Annotated in this window: 16 protein-coding genes and 1 pseudogene; 10 read left to right on the forward strand and 7 right to left on the reverse strand. The window is 64.9% G+C overall.

Annotated elements, in window-relative coordinates:
- Positions 1-13 precede the first annotated feature (13 nt).
- On the forward strand, positions 14-1,426 hold the full coding sequence (gene pntB / locus BCO18175_RS08000; protein ID WP_174980156.1) for a Re/Si-specific NAD(P)(+) transhydrogenase subunit beta: 1,413 nt from the start codon (positions 14-16) through the stop codon (positions 1,424-1,426).
- A gap of 459 nt (positions 1,427-1,885) precedes the next feature.
- Here pntB and BCO18175_RS08005 read toward each other — a convergent pair whose 3' ends face one another.
- Positions 1,886-2,509, reverse strand: a complete 624-nt coding sequence (locus BCO18175_RS08005; protein ID WP_174980545.1) for an ABC transporter ATP-binding protein — start codon at positions 2,507-2,509, stop codon at positions 1,886-1,888.
- A gap of 305 nt (positions 2,510-2,814) precedes the next feature.
- Here BCO18175_RS08005 and BCO18175_RS08010 point away from each other — a divergent pair, with 305 nt between their 5' ends.
- From BCO18175_RS08010 to BCO18175_RS08025, 4 genes are all read left to right on the forward strand, one after another.
- Positions 2,815-3,252: a tetratricopeptide repeat protein gene (locus BCO18175_RS08010; protein WP_174980157.1), complete on the forward strand. Its 438-nt coding sequence runs from the start codon at positions 2,815-2,817 to the stop codon at positions 3,250-3,252.
- Positions 3,253-3,349: 97 nt separating this feature from the next.
- A complete protein-coding gene (locus tag BCO18175_RS08015; RefSeq protein WP_174980158.1) occupies positions 3,350-3,799 on the forward strand; it encodes a GNAT family N-acetyltransferase in 450 nt (149 codons plus the stop codon).
- Between the two features lie 137 nt (positions 3,800-3,936).
- A complete protein-coding gene (locus BCO18175_RS08020) occupies positions 3,937-5,355 on the forward strand; it encodes an HD domain-containing phosphohydrolase (RefSeq protein WP_174980159.1) in 1,419 nt (472 codons plus the stop codon).
- Between the two features lie 80 nt (positions 5,356-5,435).
- Positions 5,436-7,274 carry a histidine kinase gene (locus BCO18175_RS08025; RefSeq protein ID WP_174980160.1) on the forward strand — a complete coding sequence of 613 codons (1,839 nt, stop codon included), beginning with the start codon at positions 5,436-5,438 and terminating at the stop codon, positions 7,272-7,274.
- On the opposite strand, the gene BCO18175_RS08030 is transcribed toward BCO18175_RS08025, so the two are convergent.
- Positions 7,237-8,940 (reverse strand): cobaltochelatase CobT-related protein, encoded by a 1,704-nt coding sequence (locus BCO18175_RS08030; protein ID WP_174980161.1) that lies wholly within the window; start codon positions 8,938-8,940, stop codon positions 7,237-7,239. The two genes, BCO18175_RS08025 and BCO18175_RS08030, sit on opposite strands and share 38 nt — an antisense overlap.
- A 4-nt stretch (positions 8,941-8,944) precedes the next feature.
- Positions 8,945-10,147: an ATP-binding protein gene (locus tag BCO18175_RS08035; protein ID WP_174980546.1), complete on the reverse strand. Its 1,203-nt coding sequence runs from the start codon at positions 10,145-10,147 to the stop codon at positions 8,945-8,947.
- A 514-nt stretch (positions 10,148-10,661) separates the two neighbouring features.
- On the opposite strand from BCO18175_RS08035, the gene BCO18175_RS08040 reads away from it, so the two are divergent.
- Positions 10,662-11,171, forward strand: a complete 510-nt coding sequence (locus BCO18175_RS08040; RefSeq protein ID WP_217483904.1) for a GNAT family N-acetyltransferase — start codon at positions 10,662-10,664, stop codon at positions 11,169-11,171.
- Positions 11,172-11,247: 76 nt separating this feature from the next.
- On the opposite strand, the gene BCO18175_RS08045 is transcribed toward BCO18175_RS08040, so the two are convergent.
- A complete protein-coding gene (locus tag BCO18175_RS08045) occupies positions 11,248-12,465 on the reverse strand; it encodes an ATP-grasp domain-containing protein (RefSeq protein ID WP_174980163.1) in 1,218 nt (405 codons plus the stop codon).
- A gap of 49 nt (positions 12,466-12,514) precedes the next feature.
- Positions 12,515-13,459 (reverse strand): hypothetical protein, encoded by a 945-nt coding sequence (locus tag BCO18175_RS08050; RefSeq protein WP_174980164.1) that lies wholly within the window; start codon positions 13,457-13,459, stop codon positions 12,515-12,517.
- Between the two features lie 167 nt (positions 13,460-13,626).
- Between BCO18175_RS08050 and BCO18175_RS08055 the strand changes: the two genes are divergently transcribed.
- Positions 13,627-14,502, forward strand: a complete 876-nt coding sequence (locus tag BCO18175_RS08055) for a LysR substrate-binding domain-containing protein (protein ID WP_174980165.1) — start codon at positions 13,627-13,629, stop codon at positions 14,500-14,502.
- 36 nt (positions 14,503-14,538) lie between these two features.
- Here the strand turns inward: BCO18175_RS08055 and BCO18175_RS40490 are convergent.
- Positions 14,539-14,679 (reverse strand): annotated as a pseudogene (locus BCO18175_RS40490) (IS481 family transposase); the annotation flags it as partial.
- Between the two features lie 143 nt (positions 14,680-14,822).
- Complete coding sequence (locus BCO18175_RS08060; protein ID WP_174980166.1) at positions 14,823-15,137, reverse strand: hypothetical protein; 315 nt, start codon at positions 15,135-15,137, stop codon at positions 14,823-14,825.
- Between the two features lie 62 nt (positions 15,138-15,199).
- Here BCO18175_RS08060 and BCO18175_RS08065 point away from each other — a divergent pair, with 62 nt between their 5' ends.
- The 3 genes from BCO18175_RS08065 to BCO18175_RS08075 all read left to right on the forward strand — a co-directional run bounded on the left by BCO18175_RS08065 (position 15,200) and on the right by BCO18175_RS08075 (position 18,141).
- The gene (locus tag BCO18175_RS08065; protein ID WP_174980167.1) at positions 15,200-16,186 is read left to right on the forward strand and encodes a zinc-binding dehydrogenase; all 987 of its coding nucleotides are present in this window, start codon (positions 15,200-15,202) and stop codon (positions 16,184-16,186) included.
- A 747-nt stretch (positions 16,187-16,933) separates the two neighbouring features.
- Positions 16,934-17,179, forward strand: coding sequence for an H-NS histone family protein (locus tag BCO18175_RS40955; RefSeq protein WP_174980168.1), 246 nt, complete (start codon positions 16,934-16,936; stop codon positions 17,177-17,179).
- Positions 17,180-17,457: 278 nt separating this feature from the next.
- Positions 17,458-18,141: a response regulator transcription factor gene (locus BCO18175_RS08075; protein ID WP_174980169.1), complete on the forward strand. Its 684-nt coding sequence runs from the start codon at positions 17,458-17,460 to the stop codon at positions 18,139-18,141.
- Positions 18,142-18,273: the final 132 nt, after the last annotated feature.

Here is an 18,273-nt window from a genome sequence, read left to right on the forward strand (position 1 = left end):
GGAGACGACCACAATGACTTCCAATCTGACTACCGTCTCCTATATCGGCGCGGCCATTCTGTTCATCCTCAGCCTCGGCGGGCTGGCCAATCCCGAAACCGCGCGCCGCGGCAACCTGCTCGGCATGATCGGCATGCTGATCGCCGTGCTCGCCACCGTGCTGGGCCCGCGCGTATCGGCCGAGGGCATTCCTTATATCGTGGCTGCACTGGTCGTCGGCGGCGCGGTCGGTCTCTACGCCGCGAAGAAAGTGCAGATGACGCAGATGCCCGAGCTGGTTGCGCTGATGCACAGCCTGGTCGGCCTGGCGGCGTGCCTGGTGGGCTTCGCGAGCTATATCGATACGTCGGTGCAGTTCACGGGTGCCGAGCATGCGATCCACGAAGTGGAAATCTACGTCGGCATCCTGATCGGCGCGGTGACCTTCGCGGGTTCGGTGATCGCGTTCGGCAAGCTCTCCGGCAAGATCGGCGGCAAGCCGCTGCTGCTGCCGGCACGGCACTGGCTGAACCTGGCCGGGCTCGTGGTGGTAATCGTGTACGGCCGCGCGTTCCTGCATGCGGAGTCGATCCAGGACGGCATGACGCCGCTCATCGTGATGACGGTGGTGTCGCTGCTGTTCGGCGTGCACATGGTGATGGCGATCGGCGGCGCGGACATGCCCGTCGTGGTGTCGATGCTCAACAGCTACTCGGGCTGGGCGGCGGCCGCCACCGGCTTCATGCTCGGCAACGACCTGCTGATCGTGATCGGCGCACTGGTGGGCTCGTCGGGTGCGATCCTGTCGTACATCATGTGCCGCGCGATGAACCGCAACTTCATCAGCGTGATTGCCGGCGGCTTCGGTACCGGCAGCGGTGCGCCCGCGACGGCGGGCGGCAGTGCGCAGCCGGCCGGCGAAGTGGTGGCCGTGAGCGCGCTCGAGACGGCCGAGCTGCTGCGCGATGCGAAGAGCGTGATCATCGTGCCCGGGTACGGGATGGCCGTGGCGCAAGCCCAGCACACCGTGCATGAGCTCACGAAGGTGCTGCGCGAGAAGGGCGTCGACGTGCGTTTCGCGATCCATCCGGTGGCCGGGCGCATGCCGGGGCACATGAACGTGCTGCTCGCCGAGGCGAAGGTGCCTTACGACATCGTGATGGAGATGGACGAGATCAACGGCGATTTCCCCGAAGCCGACGTGTCGATGGTGATCGGCGCGAACGACATCGTGAACCCGGCGGCGCAGGAAGATCCGGGCAGCCCGATCGCCGGCATGCCGGTGCTCGAGGTGTGGAAGGCGAAGACGTCGATCGTGATGAAGCGCAGCATGGCGTCCGGCTATGCGGGCGTCGACAATCCGCTGTTCTACAAGGACAACAACCGGATGCTGTTCGGCGACGCGAAGAAGATGCTGGACGAGGTGTTCGGCGCGTTGAAGGCCTGACGGGGCGCAGGTTCGGGTACGTGCGCGGGGCGAACGATAACCGGCTGCGGTGTGGGCAGCCGGTTGATCGAGGCCCGGCACGCCGGACCTGCGCATCGAGGAGATCACGGAAGTGCGGAGCGGGAGGATCCGTTTCGCACTTCCTTCCGGCAAAAAGACAGCGATCGGTTGTCGGTGCGCAGATCAACGATCAACGCGAATGATGTTGTTGGAGCGGAAGGCTGCCACGCCATCGGCGTGACGTTCGCGGAAGCGCCGTCGGTTGCCGAATGGCTTTGCTCGGCCGCTTTCCTGCCCAATGGCGCGGTCGTGCTTGTCCGCACGAACACGCAATAGACACGGGGGCCTTGCCGGCCGCCGTTACAGCACCCGCCGCTCGAATGGCAGCGGTGCGTTTCCTCTCTCCGCACGGCAGCCACGCCGGCCCTTTCCGCGTGACCGCGCCGGCGACGATGCCGCCTATCCCGCGAATCCAAGCTCCGCAAAATTGGTGACCCTTGCGTCGCAGGCACTTGCCAGCGCCGGATCGTGACTCGCAAAAAAGACGACACGGTCTGCTGCCAACGTCCTGAACAGATCGATCAGAACCGCACGCGACGCAGCATCGAGCCCGCTGTCCGGTTCGTCGGCGATCACGACGGCGGGCGCGCCGAGCGTCGTCGCCGTCAGGAACAGCTTCTTGCGCGTGCCGAACGACATCTGCTCGAAGCGCTTCTCCAGATGCGGTGCAAGCCCGAATCGATCCGCCAGTTCGAGCGTGCGGGTGTCGACAGCAGTTTTCCTGGCGGCCGCCACGAGATCGAGAAACTCGCGACCGGTCTGGAGCGGATACGCCAGGCAATCGTCGGGCACGTACGCCAGCGCGGATTTCGCATCGTGCGGCGCCGTGCGCAGCGAATGGCCGCCGAGCCACACCTCGCCTTCGTCCGCGTCGATCGTGCCGGCGAGAATGGCGAGCAACGTCGATTTGCCACTGCCGGTTTCGTCGCACAGCGCCACGCATCCGGCGCCGGATGCGTAGTTGAGTCCTTTGAAGATGATGCGCTTGTCGTAGCGCTTGCCGAGATTGTCGAAGCGGAGCATGGATCGGGTGATCAAACGAAAATTTGCCAGGTGAGCGCGATCCGGATTACGGTCGGCACGATACCCGGCAACACGGATTGTCGGGACGCGTAGCGTTGCGGCAGATAGTGTAATGCGAGGAGCGGTGCGCCCGTGCAGACGAAACTGCGATGAAAGTCGAGACGCGCGCGTCATACGGCTCGAGTATGCTGGATGAATGCCGGACGGATGACCGACCAGGACGGCAAAACCGTACGCAATCACCGCGATTGCATCACAACCACGGCCGCACCGGGCCGATTTCAACTCCGGAACAGGGATTCGACATGGCAGAACTGGACAACGCGCTGTACGAGCGGATCGGCGCGCTGAGCGACGCGGGTGATGCATTGATGGAAGACGGGGATTACGAAGGCGCGCTGGAGAAATTCTGGGCAGGATTCGACCTGCTTCCCGAGCCCAAGACCAACTGGGAGGCCGGCACCTGGCTGATGGCCGCGATCGGCGACGCGAATTTCCTGAAAGAGGACTACGCGGCCGGACGCGACAATCTCGCCCAGTCGATGCATTTCCCCAACGCGATCGGCAACCCGTTCCTGCACCTGAGGCTCGGTCAGTGCCAGTTCGAACTGGGCAATCTCGACCGCGCGGCCGACGAGCTGATGCGTGCGTACATGGGCGGCGGGCCGGAGCTGTTCGAGGACGAGGACGGCAAGTACCTGCGATTCCTGGCGACGCGGGCGGAAGGCATCGAGACGCCCTGATGCATGCCGCCCGTGCCGCCCGTTGGCCGGCGTCGCGAGGCGGCTTCGACGGCCGCGCCGCGATGCCGGGTGCTTTCTGCGTGAGTGCTGCTTGCCCATGAACCTGACCTTTCCCGTCGCCACGCGATCCGACGTGGAAGCGCTGGTCGCGATCCGCATCGTCGCGATGCGCGACAGCCTCGAACGCATCGGCCGCTTCGATCCCCAGCGTGCGCGCGAACGCTTTCTCGCGTCGTTCGACCCGGCGCTATGCCGCTTCATCGAAGCCGATGGCGTGAGCGCGGGCTTTTTCGTGGTCCGGCCGCAGGAAGACCATTGGCTGCTCGACCATCTGTACATCGTGCCCGGGCATCAGGGGAAGGGCATCGGCGCGACCGTGCTGCGCAGGATCCTTGTCGAGGCGGATGAGAAGCGCGTAGCCGTACGCGTCGGTGCACTGCGCGGCAGCGATTCGAACCGCTTCTATGCGCGGCACGGCTTCGTGCGTGCCGACGAAGCGGAGTGGGACATCTACTACGTGCGCGAACCGGGTTCGACGACGGTGTAGATCGCTTGCGGCCACGCGCCGCGGCGACGCATACGCGGTGTGAGCCGGACGAGCGCATTAGCGTTTTCCCGGATATGGAATGCGCGGCGTATGCCGATGATGCAGAGAGAATATAAATACATGATCCGAGGCCAATCATGACGACATCTGCAACAAACGGACCGAATGCGGTATCGCCTGAAACGACCGGAGCACCAGCGACATCCGACGATGCGGGTGGCGTGCCGTCGATCCTGCTGGTGGACGACGAGCCGAGCGTGCTGTCGGCGCTCAGGCGCGCGTTCCGGCCCGCCGGCTACGAGATCCTGACCGCGGAAAGCGGCGAGGCCGCCCTCGAGATACTGGCGTCGACCGAAGTCGACCTGATCGTGTCCGACATGCGGATGCCGGGCTTGAGCGGCGCGGAGTTCCTGGCCCGTGCACGGGCGCTCTATCCGGACACGATGCGCATCCTGCTGACCGGCTATGCGGAGATCGCGTCGGTCGTGCAGGCCGTCAACGACGGCGGCGTGTATCGCTACCTGAACAAGCCGTGGGACGATCACGACCTGCTGCTGACCATCGAACACGCACTGGAGCAGCGACACCTGCGGCGCGAAGCGGCCCGGCTGGCCGCGCTGACGGAAGCGCAGAACGAAGCGCTGCGCCGCTTCAACACGGAACTCGAAACGCAGGTTCGCGCGCGCACGGAAGAGCTCGGCCAGACCGTGATGTTCCTCGAAGCCGCGCAACGCGACCTGAAAAGCAGTTTCACCGCGATGGTCCAGGTCTGCGCGAGCATGATCGAGATGCGCTGCGGGTCCGCCAGCGGGCATGCGATGCGGGTCGGCGAGATTGCGCGGCGGCTCGCGCTGGCCGCCGAGATGAGCGAGCTGCATGCGCAGGACGTCTATTTCGCGGGGCTGCTGCACGGCATCGGCAAGTTGTCGCTGCCGGACGAATTGCTGCGCAAGCCGCTCGTGAAGATGACGGCCGAAGAGCACAGCCTCTACCTGCAGCATCCGCTGCGTGCGCAGATGGTGCTGACGCCGGTCGCGCAACTGCACAAGGTCGCGTCGATCGTGCTGCACCAGTACGAACGCTTCAACGGACGCGGGACGCCGGACGGGCTGGCGGGCGACTCGATCCCGCTCGGCTCGCGGATCGTGGCGATCGCGCGCGATTTCGAAGGGCTGCGCAACGGTGACATCGGTGCGCCGCATTCGGTCGAGCAGGCGATCGACGCGTTGCGCTCGCAGGCCGGCGTGCGTTACGACCCGCGGATCGTCGAAAGTCTGGTCGAGCTGATGCGGGATCCGGCAAGCCTCGGCATCGCGGCGTCCGTCGCGGAGATCAAGTCCGCGCAGTTGCGCGAAGGGATGCAGCTCGCCGACGATCTGCGCACGCATCGCGGCGTGCTGCTGATGACCAAGGGCAGCGTGATGTCGGCGCACCAGATCGAGCTCGTGCGCCGCTTCGAGACGCGCGAGGGGACGTCGTTCGACATCCTCGTCCTGGCTGGCCAGGCGGCGAAGCCGGCGTCGAACGCGTCGAACGCGGGCGCGGCGTCTGCCTGAGCCCGGACGCGCGGCCTGATGGCCGCGGTGCGCGACCGCGCGCCGCGGTAACGCACTCACCTCGATTCGGGCGCTCGATCATGTACGGCACCTACAATCTCCCGCTCGTGCTGCTGTCGCTCGCGATCGCGACGCTGGCCTCCTATACGACGCTCGACCTGGCCGCCTTCATTTCGCTGCTCGACAACCCGAAGCTCAAGCGTGCGTGGCTGGGCGGCGGCGCGGCGGCGATGGGTACCGGCATCTGGTCGATGCATTTCGTCGGCATGCTCGCGTTCTCGCTGCCGATTCCGCTCGGCTACGCATTGCCGGATACGGGCGCGTCGCTGGCGATTGCCGTGCTCGTGTCGTACTTCGCACTGACTGTCGTCACGCGCGCGCGGCTGGGCTGGCGGCGGCTACTTGCGGGCGGCGCGCTGATGGGCGGCGGGATCGCCGGCATGCATTACGCGGGGATGGCCGCGATGCGCATGGAGCCGGGCATTCGCTACGATGCCGCGCTGTTCGCCGCGTCGATCGGCATCGCGGTGATCGCGTCGACGGCCGCATTGTGGATCGCGCAAGCGCTGCGTGTGCGGCAGGCGCGCCATGCGACCGCCCAGCGGGTCGGTGCGGCTTTCGTGATGGGCATTGCGATTACCGGCATGCATTACACGGCGATGGCGGCCGCGCATTTCGCGCCGGACGCGCGGTGCGGCGCAGCGAACGGGGTCGACACGCCGTGGCTCGCGACGACCGTCGCGCTGTTTACGACGGGGACACTGGTCGTCACGCTGTTGCTGAGCCGATTCGATGCGCGCACAACCTTCCTGCGCGGAATGACCGATACGCTCGAGCGGCTCGTGCGGCTGCGAACCGCGGAACTGGAGCGCGCGCTGCACCGCTACGAACAGACGACAGCGGTACTGCAGCGTACGCGCGAGATCATGGCGACCGAGATCGACGAACGCAAGGCCGCGCAGGCGCGGCTCGAACAGGAGAAGGAGGAGCAGCGGCGCCTGTTGCAGGCGCTCGAAGAAACCCACGAGCAGTTGCTGCAGTCGGAAAAGCTCGCATCGATCGGCCAGCTCGCGGCCGGCGTCGCACACGAGATCAACAATCCGATCGGTTTCGTCAGCGCGAACCTCAATACGTTGAAGACGTGGGTGCGCAGCCTGCTCGACGTGATCGCCGCGCATGAAGCCGCGCTGCCGCAGCTCGACCCGGCCGCGCGTGATGCGCTGACGGCGACGGGCCGCACGGCGGATCTCGACTACGTGCGCGACGAGATCGTGACGCTCATCGACGAATCGATCGACGGCGCGCTGCGCGTGCGGCGCATCGTGCAGGATCTGCGCGATTTCTCGCGTCCGGCCAGCGACGAGTGGAGCGTGGTCGATCTCCGCGCGGGCCTGGAAAGCACGCTCAACGTCGTCCACAACGAACTGAAGTACAAGGCCGAAATCGTGCGCGATTACGGCGACGTGCCGCAGGTCGAATGCCTGCCGTCGCAGTTGAACCAGGTTTTCATGAACCTGCTGGTGAACGCGGCGCACGCGATTCCCGAGCGCGGCGTGATCACGATCCGCACGTCGAGCGACGGCGAACAGGTGTCGATCGCGATCAGCGACACCGGAACGGGCATGACGCCCGACGTCGTCCGGCGGATCTTCGATCCGTTCTTCACGACGAAGCCGGTCGGGCAGGGCACGGGGCTCGGCTTGTCGGTATCGCACGGCATCGTCGAGCGCCATCGCGGCACGATCGACGTGACGAGCGAGCCCGGGCGCGGCACGACGTTCTGCGTTCGAATTCCGATCCGGCGGGCCGGCGGCAATACGAGTGCGAGTTCGATTGCAACCGTAACCGCGACCGCGACCGCGACCGCGACCGCGGCGGAGGCTAGCGGCGATCCAGCAGCGTATCGCTCAGTACACTGAACGCCGCGCCCGGCAGCTCGTGCAGATGCTCGACCACGCTGCTGACCGGATAGAACGCTTCGACCGAATCGTCGAGTATCCCGACGCCGATCAGTTCGACGCGCCGCTCGCGCAGTGCATCGACGCGTGTGCGCAGGTCGGTGCGCAGGATTGCGGGGTGGCCGTCGCCGGTGGCCGGATAGCCGTCCGACAGCACCATCAGGATCCGTCGCCGCGCCCGCTTTGCCAGCAGCCGCTCGGCGGCCCAGCTCAGCGCCTCGCCGTCGGGATTCTCGTGGCCGCATTCGATGCAGGCGAGGCCGCTCGGGTTGTCGGAATCGAACCGCTTGTAGACGCGCAGGTCGAGCCGTTCGACGAACCGGTTATAGCCGAACGTGTCGCGGCCGGCGCCGATCCAGCGCTGGTAATGCGCGCGCATCGCGGCGTCTTCGACCGAGCTGTAGCCGAGCACTTCACACGCAAAGCCGAGCTGCGTCAGCGCATCGCACAGCGCCGCCGCGCACAGCCTGGCGAGCTCGATCTTCCTGCCGGCCATCGATCCGCTGCAATCGATCAGCAGGCTCACGGCGGCATCGCGTCCGGGCGCCGCACGCCGGACGCGGAACGGCGTGCGATAGCCGGGCGAAGTGACGAGGCGGGCGAGCGACATCCGGTCGAGCTCGCCGCGTTCCTGTTCGCGTTTCCAGCGCGTCTGCTCGTCCACCTTCAACGCGCGTTCGAGTCGCAGCTTGAGCGGCTCGGTCTGCGCGCGGGCCGCGCTTCGCAGGCGGTGCCAGCGCGCCGGCTCGCCCTTGCCGGTGAAGTCCGTCACCGTGTCGAACGCGGTGGTCAGCGGGACCGACAGCAGCGGCCGGTTGTCGGCGGACAGGCGGATCGTGCCGGGTGCCGTATCGCCGTGCGTTGGCGCTTCCGTTGACGATTCCGTGTTGGCGATCGCACCGGCGCCCGATTCCGCCGACACCGGCGCACGCGCGTCGTCCGGCGTGCCCGGTCCGTCCGATTCGAATTCCGCTGCGATGCTGTCGCTGTCGATCGTGCTGCCAGGATCGGCCGTGAACATCATGTTGTTCGCGCCGGCCGACGCCAGTGCGCGCACGCGTTCGACGATCCGGTGCGCGGCGCGGATGCTGTCGGCGGTCGATGTCGTTGCACGCGCTTCGTCGACGAGATCGTCCGACGCGGCCAGCGTGGCGTCGAGCGACGGCATGCGCTCGACGGAGGACGGCAGTTCTTCCCACAGCGCACGCTCGATGCGCCACACCAATCTGTCGCGCCACGCCATCCGTGGCCACCGGCGGAGCGTGTCGGCGGCCGTCGCCGCGCGCATCCGCCGCAGGAACGTCATCGCGCCGGGATAGATCGCAGCGAGGCAGCCGGCCGCACGCCGGTCGTCGATCGCCTGCGCAATGGCCCGCACCGCGGGCGACGCCAGCGCGGCAATGTCATGGATCGCGACGAAGCGCGCGCGCGCCGCATGGAGGTCGACGAGGCCGGTGATCGCGTCGTCGTCGACGTCGCCGGCGAGCAGCGTGTCGGGCAGCACCAGCAGCTCGCGTTGCGCGACCGGCACGTGGCGCGCGAACCGCACCTCGATGCCGTGCCGTTGCGCGAGCGAGCGGGCCAGCCGGGTCAGGTGGAGCGACCGCGCGTCGTCGTCCCGATCCATCGCGTCAGGCCTCGACGTCGATGTAGTGGCGGATGATGCTGCGGATCAGGTCGGCGTCTTCCGCGCTGACCTTCGCATAGATCGTCGGGCCGGCGGCCGATTCGGGGTCGCCGGTGCGCAGCATCAGCTCGGCCCAGTCGATCAGGCGCCGCGTCGAGAACGCGCTGGCCAGATCCTCGCGGACGAACGCGGCGCGGCAGTCGGCCGCGATCGCCGTGAGCGTGTCGGCCATTGCCCCGGTCATGGCCGTACCGAACGTGCGTTGCAGCACGCGCGCCTCGTCGGAAGGCGGCAGATAGTCGAGGCGGTACACGCGCCAGCGGTCGAGAAACGCCTCGTTCATCACGTTGGCGCCCTGATACAGATGGCGAAACTGCCCCATCGCGCCCACCGCGTTGGCAGTCGCGAACAGCCGGAACGACGGATGCGGGACGACGATCTCGTTGCCTTTTTCCTTCAGCAGCAGGCGTCCGGCCGGTTCGAGCACGGCGGTCAGCACCGCGAGGATCGCCGGTTCCGCGAAGTCGATCTCGTCGACGATGAGCCACAGCCCTTCGCGCATCGCGGTCGGCAGCACGCCGTCGACCCAGATCGTCTCGCCGCCCTTGACGGTCCAGAACCCGACGAAGTCGCCGACCGTCGTCTGCCCGTTCATGTTCGAGCGCAGCACGCCGTGGCCGGCCAGCGCGGCGGCCTGCTCGATGAGGCTCGTTTTGCCCGTGCCGGTGTGGCCGATCAACAGGATGCGCCGGTTCTCGACGATGTCTTCCAGCACGTTCGTCGCGCGCGCGGTGAACAGGTAGGCCGGGTTCAGCGGCGGCACGAGCGGCCCGCCCGGGCCGCGCAGCATCGGCACGCCGCCCACGTGCTCGACGTGCGCTGCGTCGCCGGCTGCCGCCGGTCGCGACGCGTGCGCGCTTCGCAGCGCCTGCATGAAGCGGTCGCGATGGGCGGGCGCCGCGCGGTCGTCTGTTTCACGGCGGACGAAGCCTTCCTGGATCCACTTGTGCAGCTTCGCATCGAGGTTGTCCGCATCCACGACCGTATCGACCGATGTGCTGCCGTCGGGCCGGTGATGCTGGATGCGGTACATGTGCGCGCGTTCGGAGCGGCTGACGATCCATTGCCCGGCGGACGGGTCCGCCAGTTGCCGATAGACGCCGAGTACCGACGGGGCGGAGGGGTTGGAGTCAGCGGGTGCGTTCATGGTGGCGAGCGAGAGTGGGCGGCTGGCGCCGCGTGCCTTCGATGCATCGCGTCGATTGTATATTTTTGCCGTGAGCGACGACATTCGCGCGGGAATCGATTCGCTGAGATTCGGGGTGAAGCAGGCGGCGCGTCGGCCCGCCGGATCAGGTGAGCGCTATCGGTAATGCGCTGCAGCATGGTTTTTCGGCACCGTCGTCACGGCACTAGACCGCTTTTGCCGTACCGATCGCGCCGGCGAAGTTGCGGCTCGTTGGCGTGAGTCGACCACGCCCATGCATGCGAAGGTCGATTGACACCCCGCCTCGCGCTGATCTCCCGGGTTTTTCAGGAAGAGCACCCGTCACGTCGAATCGCGGGCTGTCACAGCTTGATCAATCGGGTGGAATTTCAGTACCGTAGCAGGCTTGATCGCCTGGCTTCCATCGCGTGTCCTGGGGCAGCCCGGCTTGACATCCCATTGCGCGCCGGTCGATGACGCTGGCGAAGGAGTGTTGAACGTGACGGTGACAGGAATGGACGAAGTGGTGATCCGTCGTGCCAGTGCGCTCGATGCCCCGGCCGTGCTGGGTATCTTCGATGACGTAATTGCGTGGTTCGTCGCCATCGGCAACGAGGGGCAATGGGGCCGCGAGCCCTGGTCGACGCAACCCAAGCGGATTGCACTCGTGACCGAAGCCTGTGCGCTGCCCGACGCGTGGGTGGCGGAGGATCAGGAAGGCCGCGTCCTGGGCGCATTGATCCTCGGCGAGTCCATGCCCTACGTGCCGTCCGCGACCGAGCCGGAAATCTATGTGCGCGTGCTGGTTGCGTCGCGCGATGCGCGGGCGCGGGGTGTCGGCCGTCTCCTGATGGCCTTCGCGGATGAGCGCGCCCGGGCGGCCGGGGTGGAGCGCTTGCGGGTGGACTGCTATGGCGGCGGGACCGGCGCGCTGGTGCGTTTCTACGAGTCCTGCGGATACGAACGGATTTCACCCTTCGCCGTGGAAGGGTGGCCGGGGCAGTTGTTGGGGCGTCGTTTGTGACTGTGCATGGCCGAAGCCACGCGGCACGACAGCTATCGGCCGAGCCCGGGAAGGCATGCAGGCGGTCGATGCATGGCTAGCCGGAAACGGTGGGCTGCCCGACGGGATTCCCGTGGGCCGACGATCCGGGATGCGCGGGCGCGGCGTCCACACCATGCGCGACCGGCAGCGCAACCCGCACGTAAAGAAACGCACGCCGCTCGCGATCGGGCAGCACCTGCGGCCCGTAACTGATCGTGACCGTGCCGTCGTGGATCTCCCCCGCCTGAGCGAAACGCCATGCGCGGGGATCGCTGTCGAGCAGGAATTCGGCGCGCGCATACGCATGCGGTTCGAACAGCTCGGGAATCTCCACCGGGCGTCCATCGAGCTTGTCGAGCAATGCTTCGACCACGTTGAAGCCATAGCCGTCGCGCACGATGTCGCAGATGAAGCTGCCCGCGATGCGCGGATTCAGTTCGATCACGTGCGGCACGCCGTCGTGCACGATGCAGTCCAGGTGCACGGGTCCCCAGGTCAATCCGGCGGCCGCCGTGGCGCGCGACCCGACGTCGATCAACGCGCGCAGCGTGCCCGCATCGAGGTCGAGTTCCGACGTATAGCCGCGCTCGAGAAAGCCTGCCCCATGCCGTTTCAGCTTGCGCAGCGCACCGACGTACCGGCCGTCGAAATACTCGACGCAGTATTCGCTCCCGCTCAGGAATTCCTCGATCACGACGCGCTCGGTCGCAAGCGCTTGTGCATCGGCCTGTCCGGCGGCGAGGGCGTCGAGCTGCGCGCGCACTTCGGCGATGTCCTCGCAGCGCCGCACGCCATCGCTCGCCGAGCCTTCCGACGGCTTGACGACGACCGGGAAACGCAACGGGTCGGCTGCGGCCGCGAGCGCCGCCGGCGCCGCCAGCGTGCCCGTGACGAATTGCGCGGCCGGGATGCCGTGCGCGGCGAGCAGCGCTTTCTGGTTCGACTTCGACACCGCGTGCGTGACGTGGCGCGCATCGGGGCCGGGCAGGCCGAGCGCGTCGGCGACCCACGCGGCGGTGCGCGCATAGGTGTCGTGCGCGGTCGTCACGCGCAGCGTGTCGATCTCGTCCGGATAGCGCGTGCGCAGCCAGCCGGCGAGCTGGCCGGCATCGGGTTCGAGATTGATCGTCTCGACGCCCGCCGGAAAGACGCCGTCGAGACGGTGCCCGGGGGCGGTGATCACGGTCACGGCCACTTGCCGCGCAAGCGCACCGCGCACGAGCGCGAGGCTGCTGCCGGTGGCGCGGGCGCCGATCACGATGAGTCGCTTCATGCTGGATCCTTGATCGAAGGCGGAAGAGTGGAACGGCATTGCGTGCCGGCTAGCGCGCACGGCGGCGCAGGCGCTGCGCTTCGAGGCGCGGCAGCAGATGCTGGACGACGCGCGGCAGCGTGTAGATCGGCAACTGCGCGCACGTGAACACGAGCGCCATGGTGGGTGTCGCGGCGAGCCCGAGCGCAGCCCACATCAGGCCGACGTTGCGATTGGCGACGATCAGCGCGACATTGAGCCGCGTGCGGACGTCGCCGGGCGTGAGCCCGTACGCGATGACCTGGAAGCCCGCGTTGACGGCGAACGCGAGTGCGATCGCGGTCAACGCGCGGTGCGGCGCGTCGATGATCGATTGCTGCATGCCGGCCATCGTGCCGAGCGCGAACACCAGCAGCGCGGCGACGACGGTTGCATCGATCGGCGTCGCATAGCGGTCGAGCCGCGAACCGGCGAAGTGCCGTACGAGCAGCGCGACGCCCTCGGCGCTGCCGATCAGCAGTGCGAGCCGCAACGCGAGATTCAGCGGCGAGATCGACACGGCTGCATCGTGGCTGAACCAGGCCGTCAGCAGCGGCGCGGTGAGCGGCACGAACACCATCGACGCGAGGGTTGCGACGAGCGCGACGCTGGCGTCGAGCGACAGCATCCGCGCGATCGTCGACGTGCCGCTCGACGGTGGCGCGCAGTACGCGATCACCAGCGCGACGACCCAGTCGTACGGCATGCCGGCGAGCCGCGCGGCGACGCCGAGCGCGACCGGGCACGCGATCATCGTCACGGCGGGCAGCAGCAGCGACACGGCCGGCCGCCGCGCGACCGCGCGCACCGCACTGGGCTCGACGCGCAGCAGCGTGCCGAGCACGAACAGGAACACCGTGACGGGCATCAGCGGCCGCGCGAGATCCGCGAGCGGCGGCACCAGCAGCCCGAGGCCGACGCCGCACGCGAGCACGGTCGGGCCACGCCGCACCAGCGCGGCGATCAGCGTACGCACGGGCGAGCGTCGGGATGACGGCGGACGGTCGTACGACCACGGCAGGCGGAGAATGGCATGCGGATTCCTCGGAAGCGGGCCGTCGGGCACCGGGTATGCGCAAGGCTAATCCGGATTTTTGGCGAAGTAAAATGATATAAACACAATCAGTAACAAGAGAAAGTGATATGAACATCCCTCTGCTCGAAACCTTCCGGGCCGTCGTGCAGGAAGGCAGCGCGCTGCGCGCGGCCGAACGGCTCGGTTGCACGCAGTCGAACGTCACCGCGCGGCTGCGCCAGCTCGAAGAGTCGCTCGACGCGCCGCTGTTCGACCGCCACGGCAAGCGGCTGGTGCTGAACGACGCCGGGCGCCGGCTGATCCCGTATTGCGACCGCATCCTGCGCCTCGTCGACGAAGCGACGCAGGTGGTACGCGAGACGCCGGTCGCGCGCAGCTTCCGGCTCGGCTCGATGGAAAGCACGGCGGCCACGCGGCTGCCGGCGCTGGCCGCCGCGTTGAAGGAGCGCGATCCGGCGCTCGGCCTCGCGGTGCAGATCGGCAGCGAGCCGGATCTGGCCGATGCGTTGCTGCGCGGCCGGATCGACGCCGCACTCACCGCGCGCGCGGTCGTGCGGCCCGGGTTGCGCTACGCGCCGGCGTTCGCCGAAGAGATGGTGCTGGTGAGCGCGGCCACGGTCACGCGGCGGCAGGTGCTGGCCGACAATACGGTGCGGCTGCTTGCGTTTCACGACGGCTGCCCGTATCGCGCGGTCGCGGAGCACTGGCTGAAGGCGCGCGGCATCGCGATCGAGTCGGTGGCGTCGTTCGGCACGTTCGGCGCGATCCTCGGCTGCGTGGCTGCCGGCATGGGCGTCGCGATCCTGCCGAAGCGGATCACGACCGAGCACGTGGCGCGCAAGGAACTGCGGGCGCACGCGTTCGATGATCTCGACAGTGTGACGACCTATCTCGTTACGTCCGAAGAAGCGCCTGAGTTGCCGGAACTCGATACGGTGCGCGCGGTGCTGGGGCGGCAGGCGGGGGCGCTGCTCGCGCGCTAGCCGGGGAGCGAGGAGCGGGCCGCGTCCGCGAGGTGAGTTGTGAAGCGCCAAGAAGTGGCTTCCGGATGCAGGAAGCCTGGCCATCGATGCAACGCCGCCGATGGCGCGATGAGCGCGATGCGAGCTGGAGTGATGACGCCAGCTCGCCATGGCTCCGATGCGATGGGCCGAGCCCTGGCATGCCGATGCTCTCCCGGCGGCGTGCCACGCCCGCGCGCGAAGATCCTGCCAACGTCACATACGTGCTCGACCGTTCACCGGAAAGCCGCCCTGTGATTTCAGCGAACTCGTCAGAGCCTCGCTGCACGACGCGCAGGACATCACATCAGCATCTCGATCAACGCCATCCTCTCAAAAATGAGAGGGTGATTGTCAGTTTTGTCGATTCCGGAATCAGATCTGAACGGGCATAGTGACGACACTCCCGAGTCGGCGACGAGCCGGATGCACGCGGTCGTAGCGTTTTCCAGGCAGTGACTGCGGTCAGCCAGTACGGCCCTGGCCGCGCGCTCGACAGTCAGGTGATCGACCGGAGGATCCGGATCGCTACGACGGCTTCGTCCCCGCTCCTCCGCCAGAACCGGCGATTTGAGCGAGCGATCGAGACAGCGCGTGGATTCTACCGCACCGGTCATGTTGCATCCGATCTGCGCATCCGCACGTTCGGATTGGCCCACTTTCTTACGAAGGACGCGTCTTGAAAGCCTATGTCATTGACCGAATTGGCGGGCCGGAAGTCCTGCAGCTCCGTGACATTCCGTCCATTTCGCCGAACGCGGATGAGGTGCGCATCCGGGTCCGCGCGTTTGGCCTGAACCGCGTCGAGACTTATCTTCGCGCGGGCAAGATGGGGCCGGTCGATGGCATGCGGGTACCGGGCGTCGAGGCAGTGGGTGAAATCATCGAGGATCCGTCCGGTACGTTCAGGGTCGGCCAGCGCGTTGCAACCGTGATGGGCGGTCTGCAGTTTTCTCGCCGCGGCAGCTATGCCGAAGAAGTGACCGTGTTGCGTACGAGCGTGATCGACCTCGGCAACACTGAAATGCCATGGGAAGAACTTGCGGCGCTGCCGCTGGCCTATCTGACGATCTGGGGCGCGCTGAGTCGCAGCCTGGAGATCGAGATGGGGCAGACACTCCTCGTGCGCGGCGCGACGTCGACAATCGGGCTGGCAGCCGTCACCTACGCGAAGGCGAGTGGGCTTCACGTGATCGCGACGACACGCGCGGCAGCTCACGCGAAGCAGCTTCACATCGCTGGCGCGGACGACGTGATCATCGATGGCGGAAACGTCTCGGACGAAGTCCTTCACCTTCAACCGAAGGGGATCGATGCCGCGCTCGAGGTGGTCGGCGCGTCAACGCTGCGCGATACCGCACGGACGTTGAGACCCTTCGGCGCAGTCACGGTGATCGGGATGCTGGGCGGCCCACCGGTGCTTGAACGATTCAATTTGATGGCGGATCTCCCGCCGGCTGTGCGGCTTGCCTTCTTTCCGGCGCAGTTGCTCGGCTCGGCGGCGCTTCCGCTGGCAGATTCGCCGCTTCGTGCGATCGTCAACGATGTTGCCGCCGATCATCTGCCGTCGCATCTGCAACATGCGTTCGCATTCGATGAGGTGCGCGAAGCGCACGAGTGGATCGAGGGTAACCGTGCACATGGAAAGCTGGTGGTGCGAGTCTGAATGTGTCTGAGTCGGGTGTTGGAACCACAAGCGACGCACCCGCATCTGTCCACGGGTTCAATTTCATACCCAACGATACGGCGAACAAGTTCAAGGCACCGCTGAGCAAATGCCTGATTGCCGCCTTGTGACGAATCCGGAATGACAAGCGAATCCGAGTTGGCAGTCATTCGGCATTCAATGGAGATCGGTCACCGGCTGAAAGGCTGACGGATCACGCGAGTCGGAATGTATGTAAGCGCTATCATCAAGGGAAATCAGTTCGGACTATTGCGCTTTTTGAGTCGCCATCTGACTCCCACGCAGTCGAGCCGGCACGTTGTCGGTCTGCTGAAAACATGGTCCTGATTGCCGGTTCCGTTCGTAAATCCAGGATAGCTCGTGTGATGACTGGAGAACTGATGACGGTCCGGTCGCTGGCCAAATTGCCTGGCGTCAAAGGGTGCACACGACATCATTCAAATGCATCGACGCACATAAGAGGTGTCTTTCGCTTCCCGGCCGGCATTGAATGGACTCGAAAGTTATCCCGTCTCTCTGGCGACTCTGATTGATAGTGAGGTTGACCGGAAGTGTATTAATTGAAATATAAAAAATGGAAGGCGGTATGTAGGGGGGGCTGTTACAAAAAGTGACATTTGTTCAGAAATGGGTTGAATTTATTTGCATAGCATGAGAGTTAATGTTTATGTGACTAATGAAGCTGAATAGATAATGGAATCGTATAGGGAATATCTTCACCGGAAGATGCAACTCGAGCGCGATCTCGATCGAGAGCGACTCAGGATTCTGCAAGTGGTAATCAAGGAGGTCAAGGAGTGTGTCGCGCTTTTCGGAATTACCGAAGCAGATATCTTCGGGAAAGATGCCGATCAGAAGCGGCGTCGAAAGGCCAAATATTGCGATCCGGTAACGGGAAAGACATGGTCCGGAGTGGGTAAGGAACCACTGTGGATCAAGGGGCGAAGCAGAAAGGATTTTGAAATAACTTAAACGTCGTTGCTGGGGTTCGATCTTGTCGGGCGGTAGCCGAGGGCGGTGTCGATTTGCTTTTTTGATCTTCGAGAGAAGGAAGGCTGGCATCGATGTCGGAAAGTTGAAACGCCTGCTGGAATGTTCGATCGATATCAAATCGGAAAGTAGAGACCTATTTTTCCCGTGTGATGATCTGTGCGTATGCATCACTAGCGGATTCGTGGGTGAAAATTTGCAGTGGCGCTGGCGACAGCTGAAATAATTTTGTCGCGAATTTTTTCGAATGTCTATGTGAAATGAAGATTCTTGTGCTTGATGACGATGTGGTTTATTTGGAATATATCAATTTGGTATTGCGGGGCGCTGGTCACGAAGTTCTGATCGCCGAGGATGGTACGCGTGCCATACGTATCCTGGAAAAAGCAAGCGTTGATCTCGTTATCCTGGACTGGATTGTTCCGATGGTGTCCGGACTTGATGTGCTGAGGTGGATTCGCCACAATCTGGGTCCTTTCATTCCGATCATCTTTATAACCAATCGTCAGTTTGATCAACATATTGCAGAGGCATTGAATTCCGGCGCAGACGATTATGTTGTGAAGCCTGTCGGCCGCAACGAGTTGATCGCGAGAGTGGCGGCATTGACGAGGCGTGGTATGCACCTCCGGGAATTTCCGGATATTGTCAGGGTGGGGGATTATATTGTCGACAAAAAAGCGAGGAGTGTGTCATTCCGTGGAAATAAATTTTCGATCACAAGAAAAGAGTTTGATATTGCGGTCGAGTTTTTTGATAATGTTGGAACGATAATATCGCGAGATCATCTGGTTAATATTATTTGGGGGAAGCCGGAAAGTGTGATGTCCCGATCGCTGGATACTCATGTCTATCGACTGAGGAATAAACTGTCTCTCTCTTCTGAAAATGGATTGTTGTTGAAGTCTGTATACATGATCGGATATCGTCTGGAAGTGGTGTGAAATTGATCGCTGCCCGGTCTGGCGGCTGCGATTTAATTTATCGATCGTTCCGGATGCTCAGCATTGCAGGCGACGAAAATTCGGCTCTGCAGTCTTGATTCTTCAATATCACTCTATTGGTGATTGTTCCAG

Source organism: Burkholderia lata, from assembly GCF_902499335.1.
Taxonomy (GTDB): Bacteria; Pseudomonadota; Gammaproteobacteria; order Burkholderiales; family Burkholderiaceae; genus Burkholderia; species Burkholderia lata_B.